The 13,045-nt window shown below is 71.1% G+C and carries 12 protein-coding genes; 8 read left to right on the forward strand and 4 right to left on the reverse strand.

Annotation, left to right across the window (positions count from 1 at the left end):
* Positions 1-70 precede the first annotated feature (70 nt).
* Complete coding sequence (locus tag GUY59_RS14165) at positions 71-772, forward strand: hypothetical protein (RefSeq protein ID WP_252374940.1); 702 nt, start codon at positions 71-73, stop codon at positions 770-772.
* Between the two features lie 12 nt (positions 773-784).
* On the opposite strand, the gene GUY59_RS14170 is transcribed toward GUY59_RS14165, so the two are convergent.
* Together GUY59_RS14170 and GUY59_RS14175 are read right to left on the reverse strand one after the other, a co-directional pair.
* On the reverse strand, positions 785-2,266 hold the full coding sequence (locus GUY59_RS14170; protein ID WP_132337180.1) for a long-chain-fatty-acid--CoA ligase: 1,482 nt from the start codon (positions 2,264-2,266) through the stop codon (positions 785-787).
* Positions 2,253-3,623 carry a PucR family transcriptional regulator gene (locus GUY59_RS14175; RefSeq protein ID WP_138201126.1) on the reverse strand — a complete coding sequence of 457 codons (1,371 nt, stop codon included), beginning with the start codon at positions 3,621-3,623 and terminating at the stop codon, positions 2,253-2,255. The genes GUY59_RS14170 and GUY59_RS14175 overlap by 14 nt, the downstream gene beginning before the upstream one ends.
* 177 nt (positions 3,624-3,800) lie before the next feature.
* Between GUY59_RS14175 and GUY59_RS14180 the strand changes: the two genes are divergently transcribed.
* The 5 genes from GUY59_RS14180 to GUY59_RS14200 are packed head-to-tail and all read left to right on the forward strand — an operon-like array spanning position 3,801 to position 8,459.
* The gene (locus GUY59_RS14180) at positions 3,801-4,559 is read left to right on the forward strand and encodes an ABC transporter ATP-binding protein (protein WP_132337176.1); all 759 of its coding nucleotides are present in this window, start codon (positions 3,801-3,803) and stop codon (positions 4,557-4,559) included.
* Complete coding sequence (locus tag GUY59_RS14185) at positions 4,556-5,272, forward strand: ABC transporter ATP-binding protein (RefSeq protein WP_138201125.1); 717 nt, start codon at positions 4,556-4,558, stop codon at positions 5,270-5,272. The genes GUY59_RS14180 and GUY59_RS14185 overlap by 4 nt, the downstream gene beginning before the upstream one ends.
* Positions 5,273-5,275: 3 nt before the next feature.
* The gene (locus GUY59_RS14190; protein ID WP_138201124.1) at positions 5,276-6,157 is read left to right on the forward strand and encodes a branched-chain amino acid ABC transporter permease; all 882 of its coding nucleotides are present in this window, start codon (positions 5,276-5,278) and stop codon (positions 6,155-6,157) included.
* Entirely contained in the window at positions 6,154-7,182 is a 1,029-nt protein-coding gene (locus GUY59_RS14195) for a branched-chain amino acid ABC transporter permease (protein WP_138201123.1), read from the forward strand. The genes GUY59_RS14190 and GUY59_RS14195 overlap by 4 nt, the downstream gene beginning before the upstream one ends.
* Positions 7,183-7,187: 5 nt before the next feature.
* A complete protein-coding gene (locus GUY59_RS14200) occupies positions 7,188-8,459 on the forward strand; it encodes an ABC transporter substrate-binding protein (RefSeq protein WP_138201122.1) in 1,272 nt (423 codons plus the stop codon).
* 4 nt (positions 8,460-8,463) lie between these two features.
* Here the strand turns inward: GUY59_RS14200 and GUY59_RS14205 are convergent, their stop codons facing one another.
* Positions 8,464-9,423 (reverse strand): NAD-dependent epimerase/dehydratase family protein, encoded by a 960-nt coding sequence (locus GUY59_RS14205; protein WP_138201121.1) that lies wholly within the window; start codon positions 9,421-9,423, stop codon positions 8,464-8,466.
* An 84-nt stretch (positions 9,424-9,507) separates the two neighbouring features.
* On the opposite strand from GUY59_RS14205, the gene GUY59_RS14210 reads away from it, so the two are divergent.
* Entirely contained in the window at positions 9,508-10,431 is a 924-nt protein-coding gene (locus GUY59_RS14210) for an AEC family transporter (protein ID WP_138201120.1), read from the forward strand.
* A 9-nt stretch (positions 10,432-10,440) separates the two neighbouring features.
* Here the strand turns inward: GUY59_RS14210 and GUY59_RS14215 are convergent, their stop codons facing one another.
* Positions 10,441-11,076: a maleylpyruvate isomerase family mycothiol-dependent enzyme gene (locus GUY59_RS14215; protein WP_138201119.1), complete on the reverse strand. Its 636-nt coding sequence runs from the start codon at positions 11,074-11,076 to the stop codon at positions 10,441-10,443.
* A gap of 265 nt (positions 11,077-11,341) precedes the next feature.
* Here GUY59_RS14215 and GUY59_RS14220 point away from each other — a divergent pair, with 265 nt between their 5' ends.
* The gene (locus tag GUY59_RS14220; protein ID WP_138201118.1) at positions 11,342-12,538 is read left to right on the forward strand and encodes a cytochrome P450; all 1,197 of its coding nucleotides are present in this window, start codon (positions 11,342-11,344) and stop codon (positions 12,536-12,538) included.
* Positions 12,539-13,045 lie beyond the last annotated feature (507 nt).

Raw genomic sequence — 13,045 nt, forward strand, 5'->3', positions numbered from 1 at the left:
GCAGGCTCCACCACGGGGTCTCGCCCGTGCACCCGTGTGCGCGGGCCGCGCCGCCGGTTCACTGGACGGCGTGACGATCACACGGATGGTTCCCGGCCGCTGGGTGGAGGGCACGGGGGCGGTGCTCGGGCCGCCGCTCCTCATCGCCGGGGCGCTCGCCAGGATCGGCGAGGACGACTTCTTCCCCGGCCAGCTCGCCGCCTACGCCGCCGATCCCGGCCGGATGGCCGTGTCCTACGCCCTGTTCACCGCCGGCGTCGTGCTGCTGTGGCCGGCGGCCACCGGGCTGGCCCGGCGCATCGCCGCCACGCACCCCGGCCTGGCCCGGTGGGGAGCCACGCTGGTCGCGCTCGGGCTGTTCGGGCGGGTCTTCCACGCGGGGGTGAGCCATCTGGCCTTCCAGTTGGTGGACGTGCTCGGGCTGGAGGCGGCCCGGCGGGCGGTCGCGGACACGTACGGCGCCTTCCACGTCTTCAAGGCGGTCAGCGTCTGCATCATGGCCGGCTGGGTCGTGCTCGCCATCGGCGCCTACCGCTCCAAGGCACTCGGGACCTTCAGGTGCGTGGCGCTGGCACTCGGGTCGGCGCTGCCGCTGGGCGTGCTGAAGGGCACCAGCGACCCGATCTCGCTGGCCGCCCTGGCCGGGCTCGCCGTCGCCCTGGTGCCCTTCGGCGTCGGCGTTCTGAAGAACGGCCCCGCGCCCCGTTGGTGGGCCGTTGCCCTGACCGTGGCGCTGGTGCCGGGCGCGTACGTCCTCGGGACGTACGGCTGAACCGCCCGTAGTTCAGCCACCTGATGGCGTACGGGTGAGCGCCCGTTTGAGGATCTTACCCGTGGGGCTCAACGGCAGCTCGTCCACGAACGACAACCGCCGGGGGTACTTGTAGGCGGCCACCCGTTCCTTGACGAAGTCGCGCAGGTCCTCGCGGGTCACCGGCGCGCGCAGGGCGACCGCCGCCTCGATCTCCTCTCCGAGCTCCGGGTGCGGCACGCCGTACACCGCCGCCTGGCGCACGGCGGGGTGCTCGTACAGGACCTCTTCGACCTCGCGCGGGTAGACCGTGTAGCCGCCGCGGATGATCACGTCGCGGCGGCGGTCGACCAGGAAGAAGTAGCCGTCCTCGTCGACCCGGCCGAGGTCACCGGTGTGGAACCAGCCGTCGCGGACGGCCTCGGCCGTGGCGGAGGGGTCGTTCCAGTAGCCCTTCATCACGTTGGGGCCGCGGACGACGACCTCGCCGATCTCGCCGGGCGGGACCTCGGCGCCGTCCTCGTCGACGATCTTCATCTCGACGCCCCTGATGGGCCAGCCGATCGAGCCGGGCCTTCGGTGGTGGCCGGCGCGGTTGGTCGCGGCGACGGGGGAGGTCTCGCTGAGGCCGTACCCCTCGATGATCTCGCAGCCGAACCGGGTCTCGTAGGCCCGCAGCACGTCGAGCGGCAGCGCCGCCCCGCCGGACGCGCAGACCCGCAACATCGACAGGTCGGAGGCGCCGGGATGGTCGAGCAGCGCGATGAACATGGTCGGCACGCCCTGGAAGACCGTCACGCCGTCGCGCCTGATGACCTCCAGCGCGCGGCCCGCCTCGAAGCGGCGCAGCAGCGTCAGCCGCGCGCCCGCCTGCACGGTCGCGTTGAGCGCGCAGGTCTGGCCGAACGTGTGGTAGAGCGGCAGCGCCCCGAGCACCACGTCGTCCACGCCGAGCGCGTGCATGCGGGCCACGGTCGCGGCGTTGACCGCCAGGTTGGCGTGGGACAGTTCCACGCCCTTGGGCCGCCCGGTGGTGCCGGAGGTGTAGTGGATGACCGCGGTGTCGTCGTCGCGCGTGGCGGCGACGTCGCGGTCGGGCGCGACCTGGCGCAACAGCCTGCGGAACTCCTCGGGCACGACGAAGAAACAGTCGGCTTTGGTCCCGGCCGACCCCGCCTCCGCCGTCTCCGCGAACGCGTGCCAGGCGATCAGCAGCCGCGCCCCGCAGTCGCCGAGGTACGCCGCGATCTCGCGGCGCTTCAGCAGCGGGTCGAGCGGCACCACCACGGCTCCGACCCGCAGCACCCCGTAGTAGACCACGCCGAACTCGGGCACGTTGGGCAACATGATCGCGACCCGGTCGCCCGGACCGATCCCGCGGCAGCGCAACAGCCCCGCGAGCCGGGCGCTCAGCTCCTCGAGCCCTCCGTAGGTGAGCTCCGCCTCGTCCAGGGTGAGAACCGCTCTGCCACCGAGCCGCTCGGCGGTGGTGAGGAGCCGGTCAGCGAGGTTCATGGAAAGACCGTACGTCCGCTCTCCCACGCCCCTCATTGGTCGCGGTGGCCAGTCTTTCCCGGCCGGAATTGGTCGGGAGGGAGTCCTGGAGAGCGATCGCGACGAGCAGATCGACGAGATCGCTGATGGAGCGCAGGCTCCGCCCGGTGCGCTCCTGGATCCGCCGCATGCGGTACTGGGCGGTGTTGGGATGGATCTGCAACCGCTCGGCCGCGGCCCGCAGGTTGAGGTCGGCGGCGGCGAACGCCCTGATCGTGGCCGTGAGCACGCCGCCGCGCGCGCGGTCCTCCGACAGCAGCGCCGTGATGCGCGGGTCGACCAGATGGCGGGCGGTGTCGTCGGCCTTCAGCGCCAGATACTGGAACGGCGTGATCCGCGGCAGCGCGGCCACGCCGCCCTCCTCGGGCACGAAGTCCAGCACCGCCCTGGCCTCCTGGTAGGCCTGCGGGATCTGCGCGGGGCCAGCCGCCACGGTGCTGACGCCCATGGCCAGCCGGACGCCCTCGCCCGCCAGGCCCTCCAGCACCTCCTGCAGCCGGTCGCAGAGCCCTCCCGGGTCGGCGCCGGGGCCGAGCACGGGGATCGCCACGATCTCCGACTGGCGTACGACGGAGAGCGTACGCGTGCCGTTGCCGCCGGTCCTGGCGATGGCCGCGCAGGCCGCGTGGCGCGCGTCGGCCCCCCGGTCGGGGCCGGTCGTCACCGCCGAAGGCGAGCCGGCCAGCGCCGCGACCACGACGAGCAGCTGCGTGCGGGCCGCCAGGCCGTGCGCCTGCGCCGCGGCCAGTTCCCTGCCGCGCGTCGGCACCCCACCGGCCAGCAGCGTCTCCAGCAGGTCGCGGCTCTCGCGGACCGCCTCGGCTGCGGCGTACTGCTGGAACTCCATGTACGCGTTGGCCGCGTGCGTGCTGGCGAAGTCGCAGTAGCGCATCAGCGGGGACGCCAGCGACAGCGCCGCCTCCCGGCCGGCCGGCGTGTGCCCGGCCCGGTCCACCACCGACTGCCAGAACACCTGCTGCCCGACCCGGAACGCGTTGATGTAGTCGGCCAGCTCCACCCCCGCCCTGGCCCTGCGCATCGACGCCCGCCGGGTGAAGGCGATGTCCTCGAACGTGACCGTGCGCTCCTCAAGGAGCACGGCCAGCTTGGCGCGGTAGTGCTTGACCACCTGGTCGCGCACGTCCGCGTGGAAGTCGGGGCTCTGCGCCGCGTAGGCGGGGATCTCGTCCCGCATGGTGGCGACCGCGGCGGCGGCCAGGGACTGGAGGTCGCCGAGCAGTTCGGAGAGGATGCGGTTGCGTTGCGCGCGGACCGCCTCCGCACCAGTGAGCGTTTCCGTGCTGGAACCACTGGACATGCCGGGATGATCCATGGCCATCGGCGGGCGGTCAACGGGCGTAACCGGTATGAGACCCACGCTGTGCTCAGAGGACAACTCGCCTGAAACATCTTGGGTCACCGTGCCCAATGCGGCGCTTCACGGCCGGATCCTACGCTGAGCCCAACTTCAGAACATTGTTCTCCAGGAGGCCGGATGCTGGAGGTACACGATCTTACCGTTCGCTTCGGGGGCATCACGGCGCTGGACGGCGTCGGCTTCGGCGTGGGGCGCGGCGAGATGGTGGGGCTCATCGGGCCGAACGGCGCCGGCAAGACCACCCTGTTCAACTGCCTGACCCGGCGGTACGAGCCCGGCTCGGGAACGATCACGTACGAGGGCGGCGACCTGACGGCCGTGGCCCCGCACGCGATCGCCGGGCTCGGCATCGCGAGGACGTTCCAGAACCTCGGCCTGTTCCCGCGCCTGTCCGTACGCGACAACGTGCTCGTCGGCGCGCACCACCGGGGCCGCGCCGGTTTCCTGTCGGCCGGGCTGCGGCTGCCGGGCGTGCGCCGCGAGGAGCGTACGCTGCTCGCCGACGCGGACGGGGTGCTGGAGCGGCTCGGTCTCACCGGGGTGGCCGGGCATCCGGCGACCGGGCTGCCGTTCGGGACGCTCAAGCGGGTCGAGCTGGCCCGCGCGCTCATCGGCCGCCCCCGGCTGCTGCTCCTCGACGAGCCGGTGAACGGCCTGAACGCGGCCGAGGTCGAGGAGTTCGCGAGCACGCTGAACGCGCTGCGCACCGAGCACGACCTGACCGTGATCGTGGTCGAGCACCACATGGGGTTCGTCATGGGGATCTGCGAGCGCATCGTCTGCCTGGACTTCGGCCGCAAGATCGCTGAAGGGCCGCCCGCCGAGGTGCAGCGCGATGCCGGCGTCATCGAGGCCTACCTGGGGACCGCGCCATGACCCACCTGGTGGTGAAGGACCTGACGGCCGGATACGGCGACGCCCGCGTGCTCCACGGCGTCGGCCTGACCGTCGGCGAAGGCGAGATCTGCGCGATACTCGGCCCGAACGGCGCGGGCAAGACCACGCTGCTCAGGGCGCTGTCCGGCATGATCAAAGCGCGCGGCACGGTCACCCTGGGCGGCGCCGACCTGACCGGGCGCCCGCCCGACACGCTCGCCCGCCAGGGCGTCGCCCACGTCCCCGAGGGGCGCGGCACGTTCATGCCGCTCACCGTGGAGGAGAACCTGCGGCTCGGCGCCTACGTCCGCAGACGCGGACCCGAGCTGGAGGCCGACCTCGACCGCATCCACGGCTATTTCCCGGTGCTGAAGACCCGGCTCAAGCAGGCCGCGGGCAGCCTCAGCGGCGGCGAGCAGCAGATGCTGGCCATCGGCCGAGCCCTCATGTCGCGCCCCCGGCTGCTGCTGCTCGACGAGCCGTCGCTCGGTCTGGCCCCGCTGGTCACCCGGGAGTTGTTCCGCATCGTCCAGGCCATCAACGCAGAGGAGCGAACCACCGTGGTCGTCGTCGAGCAGAACGCCCATCTCGCCCTCGGCATCGCCCAGCAGGCGCACGTCCTGGAGACCGGGCGGATCGTCCTGTCGGGCACGGCGGAGGAGATCAGGGCCGACGAGCAGGTCGCCCAGTCCTACCTCGGGTACCGGGTGTAGCCGATGGCCGGATTCCTGCAGCAGCTCGTCCAGGGGCTCGGCGCGGGCGCCATCTACGCCAGCCTGGCCCTCGCCCTCGTGCTGATCTACCAGTTCACCGGCATCGTGAACTTCGCCCAGGGCGAGCTGGCCATGTTCTCCACCTACATCGCCTGGCAGCTCACGGCCGCCGGGTTGCCGTTCTGGCTGGCGCTGGTGCTCACGCTGGCGGTGTCGTTCGCGGGCGGGATGCTCATCGAACGGGTCATCATCCGGCCCGTCGAGGGCGCCCCCGAGCTGACCCTGGTGATCGTCACCGTGGGGCTGTTCATCTTCGTCAACGCCGCCGCCGGGTGGATCTGGACGTTCCTCATCAAGGACTTCCCGAACCCGTTCCCCGCCGGCGCGCTGGAGGCGGGCGGGATCAGCATCGGCTTGTCCACGCTCGGTGTGCTGGCCGTCGTGGGCGTCGTCATGGGGCTGCTGTACCTGCTGTTCCGGCACACCAAGATCGGCCTCGTGATGCGGGCGGTAGCCGCGAACCCCGAGTCCGCGCGGCTGGTCGGCATCCGGGTGGGCTGGACGCTCGCCCTCGGGTGGGGGCTCGCCTCGACCGTGGGCGCGGTCTCGGGGGTGCTGGTGGCGCCGCTGCTGTTCCTCGAACCCAACATGATGGGCGGCGTCCTCATCTACGCGTTCGCGGCGGCCACGCTCGGCGGGTTCGACAGCCCGGTGGGCGCGGTCGTCGGCGGTCTGATCGTCGGCGTCGCGGAGACGCTCGCCGGGGCGTACGTCGGGTTCATCGGATCCGACCTCAAGGTCGGGGTGCCGCTGGTGATCATCCTCGGGGTGCTGCTGCTGCGGCCTCAGGGCCTGTTCGGGCGAGCGGTGGTGGAGCGGGCATGAGCAATCCCCCGCAGACGGACGCCGCCCAGGAGCGGACCGCGGCGCCGCCCACACCGCCGCGGCCCGCCGAGTGGTGGCGGTCGGCGCGCCGGCAGTGGGCCGCGGCGGCCGTTCTGGCCGCGGCCGCCTGCTACGCGCCGTTCCAGCTCGTGCCGTTCCACGTCTTCCAGCTCACCATGGTGCTGGTCTACGCGGTCGCCCTGCTCGGGCTGAACCTGCTGGTCGGGCACGCCGGGCAGATCTCGCTCGGCCACGGCGCGTTCTTCGCCGTCGGCGCGTACACGGCCGCCATCCTGTTCGACCGCTGGGCGCTGCCGTACCCGCTGACCCTGCCCGTCGCGGCAGGGGCGGCGTTCCTGCTCGGCCTGGCGTTCGGGGTGCCGGCCATGCGGCTGCGCGGCCTGTACCTGGCGCTCGTGACGCTCGCCATCGCGATCTTCCTCGTCCCCCTGCTCAAGCGGTTCGAGGAGCTGACCGGCGGCTCGATGGGGCTGACCCTCGCCAAGCCCGCGCCGCCCGCGTGGAGCGGGCTGGCCGAGGACCAGTGGCTGTATTTCCTCACCCTGGTCGTCGCCGTCGCCGCGTTCCTGCTCTGCGTCGGCCTGCTGCGCTCTCGCGTCGGCCGGGCGCTGCACGCCATCAGGGACAACGAGGGCGCGGCCGAGGTCATGGGCGTGCGGCTGTCGGTGCACAAGACGCTCGCCTTTGCCTGGAGCGCCATGTTCGCCGGAACGGCCGGCTGCCTCTACACGTGGGTGATCGGGTTCGTCTCGCCCGACTCGTTCACCGTCAACCTGTCGATCACGCTGCTGGCCGGCCTGGTCGTCGGCGGGCTCGGCTCGTTGTCCGGCCCGGTGCTCGGGGGCTTGTTCGTGATGTTCGTGCCCGGCATCGCACAGGACATCAACGACGCCGCGCCCGGCGTCATCTTCGGCCTGCTGATCATTGCGGTGATGTACGTGGCCCCGACAGGGCTGGCCGGGCTGGCCGGGCGCTTGATCAGGAAGATTCCCCGGAAGGAGTAAGAGGGATGCGACTATCTGCGATCGGCTGTACGGCGCTGCTCCTGCTCGCCGTCGCCGCATGCGGGGGACGGGACCAGGGCGGTGCCACGGGCACGGCCACGTCGGGCGGCCAGTGCCAGGGGCAGCAGACGACCGGCATCACCGACACGAGCATCAAGCTGGGCGGCATCTACCCGCTGTCCGGCCCCGCCTCCGCCTACGGGGACATCCCCAAGGGCATCAAGGCGTACTTCGACTACGTCAACGCCGAGAAGAACGGCATCGGCGGGCGCAAGGTCGAGTTCGTCGTCCGCGACGACGGCTACCAGCCACCGAAGGCCGTCGAGGAGGCGCGCAGGCTGGTCGAGCAGGAGCAGGTGTTCGCCCTGTTCCAGACGCTCGGCACCCCTTCCACCACGGCGACCTGGGACTACGCCAACCAGCGCAAGGTGCCGCAGATCTTCGTCGCCACGGGCGCCTCCAAGTGGGGCGCCGACACCGAGCACCCGTGGACCATCGGCTGGCAGCCCAACTACATCTCCGAGGCCCGCGTCTACGCCCAGTACCTCAAGCAGGAGCGGCCGGACGCCACGGTCGCCGTCCTCTACCAGAACGACGACTTCGGCGAGGACCTGCTCGGCGGCTTCGAACGGGCCATTGAGGGCACCCAGATCAAGGTCGTGGCCGAGCAGAGCTACGAGGTGACCGACCCCAGCGTCGACCCGCAGATGCGCAACCTCGCCCAGTCGAAGGCCGACGTGATCCTGAACGTCACGACGCCCAAGTTCGGCTCGCAGGCGCTGGCCGCCGACGCCAAGAACACGAAGTGGAACCCGCTGCACATCGTCAACAACGTCGCCGCCTCGATCACCGTGCTGAAGCCCGTCGGCTTCGACAACGTCCAGGGCGTCGTGTCCAGCACGTACTACAAGGACCCGAACGACCCGACGTGGCAGGACGACGCGGAGATGAAGCTCTACAAGCAGAAGATGGAGCGGTACGCGCCGGGCGCCGACCCCAACGTGCCGTACCACACCTTCGGCTGGGCCGTGGCCGCCAGCTTCCACAAGGCCATGGAGGCGGCCGCCTGCCCGACCCGCGAGGGCCTGCGTGACTCCGTGCGCAACATGAAGGGCATCGCGGTCGACATGCTGCTGCCAGGCGTGACGATGGACACCGGGCAGGGAGACGGGTTCCCGATCGAGTCGATGCAGCTCATGGAGTTCAAGGGCGAACGGTGGGAGCTGTTCGGCGAGGTGATCGACACGCGCAAGGAGTTCGGTCCGCTGACCAGCTGACCCGTCAGGTCGCGGCGACGATCGTGCCCGCCGCGACCAGCCGGTCGACGGCCTCGGAGACGGCATCGAGCGCGGTGTAGCGGGGACGGTGGCCCAGCAGCCGCGCCGCCTTCTCCATGCCGCAGTGCGGGCTGTGCGCGATGTGGTCGTACGTCACCTTGGCGTCCTCCTCCGTCACCGTGGTCCGCCACTGCTCCCACGGCAGGTACGTCAGCCGCGCCTCCTGCCCGAACCAGCCCGCCACCGCCTCGGCGTAGCCGCGCAACGTCACGGCGGTGGTGGACACCGAGTGGAAGGTCTCGCCCCTGGCGGCGGCCGGGCTCGCCATGGCGTCCATGAACAGCCGCGCCACGTCGTCGGCGTGCACGTGCTGGACGGTCTCCATGCCCAGGTTGGGCAGCGCCAGCTCGGCGCCGTCGGCCAGAGTCTGGAAGACGGCCGGGTTGACGTTGCCCGCCGGGTTGACCGGCACCCAGCCCGGCCCGGTGATGTGGCCGGGATGGATGATCGTGGCGGGGAAGCCGTCACGGTGCGCCCGGTCGAGCAGGTAGGCCTCGATCGCGGCCTTCTGCCGGCCGTATTCGGCGATGGGCCGGCGCGGCAGGTCCTCGGTCGCCGGCACCCGCATGCTGGGGCCGTGCACCCAGATCGTCCCGCAGTGCAGGAAGTGCCGCACCCGGCCGGTCAGCGCCTGCGCGAGGTGCCTGGCGCTGTCCTCCGTGAAGCAGATCAGGTCGATGACGACGTCGCCGCCGAGCTCCGCGACGCGCCGCCCGAACGTGCCGCCGGACTCCTCCGCCGTCCGGTCGACGGTGATCTGCTCGACCCGGCGCCAGGCGGCGTGCGGGGTGTAGGGCTCCCGCTTGCCCCTGCTCACGGCCACTACGTCGTGGCCCGCGGCGACGAGCCGGGGAATCAGATAGGTGCCGATGTGCCCGCTGCCGCCGATCACCACTACGCGCATGCGCACAGCGTAGACCTCCGGTCGGTCACCGTTGCCGGGGCAGTCCGGATACGCTCCTGATGTCCAGTTTTCGGAGGTTATGGCTTGTCGGGGGTTGTCGCGGCGTTCGTCGCTCTGGTGTCCGTTGCCGTGCTCGGCTATCTCGTCGGCTGGGGCGGACTGCTGCGGGCCAGCGACGAACTGGTCCTGTCGCGGCTGGCGTTCTTCGTGGCGACGCCCGCGCTGATGTTCGCCACCGTGTCGCGGGCGGACCTGGGCTCGCTGTTCTCGCCGGTGCTGCTGACCCAGATCGTCGCCGTCGCGTGCGTGCAGCTGGCGTACGTGCTGGTGGCGCGGATGATCTGGCGCAGGGACCGGCGCGAGACGACGATCGGCGTGCTCGCCGCCTCCTACGTCAACGCCGGGAACCTGGGCATCCCCATCTCCATCTACGTGCTCGGCGACGGCGCTCTCGTCGCGCCCATCCTGCTCTTCCAGATCCTCGTCCTCACCCCCGTCTCCTTCCTCGTCCTCGACAAGGGCGCCAGGTCGGTCCGTGCGGCGCTGCTGCTCCCGCTGCGCAACCCCCTCACGGTCGCCTCGCTGCTCGGGCTGGCGTTCGCGCTGACCGGAACGTCGCTGCCGGTCACCTTCATGCGTCCGATCGAGCTGCTCGGGGGCGCGGCCGTGCCCGTCGCGCTGCTCGCGTACGGCCTCAGCCTGTACGGCTCCCATCGCGCGCCCGCGACCCCCGGCGAGGGCGGCGTCGGGAAGGAGGTCTTCCTGGTGATCGCGCTCAAGTCGTTCGCCCAGCCGGGCATCGCCTACCTGACCGCCCGCCTCGCCCTCGGGCTGGAGGGCGGTGACCTGCTGGCGGCGACCCTGTTCGCGGCACTGCCCACGGCGCAGAACATCTACGTGTACGCGGTCACGTACGACACCGGACGGCGGCTCGCCCGCAGCGCCGTACTGCTGACCACGGGGTTGTCCATCCCGATCATGACGGCCATCGGCGCGGCGCTGGGCTGAGCCCGCCACTCACCCCGACCGCTCGCGCAGGGTCGCGACGCCGTCGCCGTCGAGCTCGTCGCAGTGGGCGGCGCGCCCGGTCATCGCCATCACCAGCGCCAGCGTGGCGCCGGAGACGAGCGGCCCCGAGCCGGTGGCGAAAGGACCGTCGGTCGCGGCCAGCCGCAGACCGCCGATCCGCCCCTTGGCGAGCACGACGAGATCGGAGGCCTGGTAGTAGCGCGCCACGCGGGTGAGCGTACCGATGGGGTGGTCGCGGCGGATGCCCAGCGGCCGGCGGATGTCCTCGCCGTGCACGATCGTCTCGCCGAGCATCGCGATGGCGGGGAGCGGCGGCGAGGTCGTGCTCGTGACGGCGCGCCGGAAGCCGTCCAGCGTGTCCTTCGGGGTCGCGCCCAGGTGCTCGGCCAGCCGCATGGCCACCTGCTTGTCGAAGTCGAACCTGCAGCGGATCACGCCCGCCAGCCACCGCAGGGGAGTGAGGCTCGCCCCGGACGCGAGGTGGGCGAGCACCTCGCGCACGGTCAGCCCGGCGCACAACGACGGCGTCGCCCACTGCTCGTCGGCCAGATCCGCCAGATCCGCCGCGAGGGCCGCCCGCTCGGCGTGGATCAGCGGCCAGACGTCTTTGCCGTGCTTCGTCATCGTGGGGTGCTCTCCTGCTGTGAGTGCGGGTGCCGGGGGACCGGCTCGTACGGAGAGCAGACTCCCGTACGCGGACAAAGTAATCGCTACCGGGCAGAAATCATCGGCATCCCCCACTGGGCGGCAAAAGGGATCTTAGGTGTGAAACGTATATTTCGCCGGGCGATGCAGGGAGAACATTTACGTATATGCGTATGATCGCTCTAGAGGGCGCCCGCCCCGGTTGTTACGGTTCTCGCGATACCGCGACTATCCAGGGGGTTTTATGGGCAAGTCCTCGACGGTCCCACTGCACATGCGGCGGGTGGAGTTCGGCCCTTCGCCGGAGCTGACGGCCGCGCGCGACGACGAGCGGGTCAAGCGCATCACGACGGCGTTCGGCGACGAAGCCTGGCTCGTGACCCGTTACGCGGACGTACGCGAGGTCCTCGGCGACTCCGAGCGGTTCAGGATCGCGCCCCAGGGCATCGCACGGCTGCCCGGATCGCCGAAGATGACCGAGGAACAGCTGGCCAAGGTGCGCGCGGGCAACCTGCTCGGCGTCGACCCGCCCGAGCACACCCGGCTGCGCAGGATGCTCACCGCCGAGTTCACCATCCGCCGCATGCGCCGGCTCGAACCGCGGATCAAGCGCATCGTGGACGACCACCTCGACGCCATGGAGGCCGCCGGCGCACCCGCCGACCTGGTGTCGTCGTTCGCGCTGCCCATCCCGTCGCTGGTGATCTGCGAACTGCTCGGGGTGCCGTACGAGGACCGCGACACCTTCCAGTACCGCACCAGCAGGATGCTGGACATGACGGTGCCGGGCGATCAGCGGCTGCGCATGCAGTTCGAGCAGCGCGCCTACATGGAGCAACTGGTCAACCGCATCCAGGCCGACCCCGGCGAGGAACTGCTCGGCATGCTCGTCCGTGAGCACGGCGACGACCTCACCACCGACGAGCTGGTCGGCATCGGCGGCCTGCTGCTGTTCGCCGGGCACGAGACCACCTCCAACATGCTCTCCCTCGGCACGCTCGCCCTCCTGCGCCACCCCGACCAGCTCGAACTGCTGCGCAAGGAGCCCGAGCGCATCGACGCCACCGTCGAGGAACTGCTGCGCTGGCTCAGCATCGTGCACTCGGGCACCACCAAGATCACGACGACCGAGGTCGAGATCGGCGGCCAGGCCATCGGGGCGGGCGAACTGGTGATCTGCTCGCTGCCCGCCGCCAACCGCGACCCCGGACTCCTCCCCGACGCCGACACGTTCGACATCACGCGGGGCGCGCCCGGCCACCTCGCCTTCGGCCACGGCGTACACCACTGCCTCGGCGCCCCGCTGGCCCGCATGGAGATGCGCATCGCCTTCCCCGCCCTGCTCCAGCGCTTCCCCGAACTGCGCGTCGCCGACGCGGGCACGAACTTCCGCTCCTTCAGCGTCGTGTACGGCATGACCGCGCTGGAGGTCGCCTGGTGAACGCCCCGTTCACCAGGCGACCGGCACGAGTCGCATGACCACGGTTGCCCGGCATCAGGGGAGGTTGAGCTGCCAGGAGACCCCGAAGCGGGTCATTGACCGAGCCGAACGTGGCGCTGAAGCCGTAGGAGGGCGCCGGCCGAAGCCGGACCAGAAGTCGGGCGGCACCTCGGCGGCGTGCACAAGCGCGGACAGGGTGCCACCGCCGGCGGCGGACAGGCGCACCTCGACCTCGGAGAAGCCCGGGTTACGGCCGTACAGCCAGATGATCTTCCGCAGGCGGGCCTTGCGCTTCCCGTCGACCAGCTCGTGATGTGCCGGTTGATCTCGTCAACGAAGTCCATCACGGTGTCCCTTTCTCGTTGGTGATGCGGCGCTCGTGTCCGCCACGGGCCGGCTCCGGGGGTGAAGACACCTTTTCGGCCGGCTCCGGGCAACCGGAAGGCGGCCCTTGCACGGGCTACGAGAACCTGGAGCGAGCGGTGGCCCTTCACCGGCGTTGGGAAA

The organism is Nonomuraea sp. K271, from assembly GCF_009908215.1.
GTDB lineage: Bacteria > Actinomycetota > Actinomycetes > Streptosporangiales > Streptosporangiaceae > Nonomuraea > Nonomuraea longispora.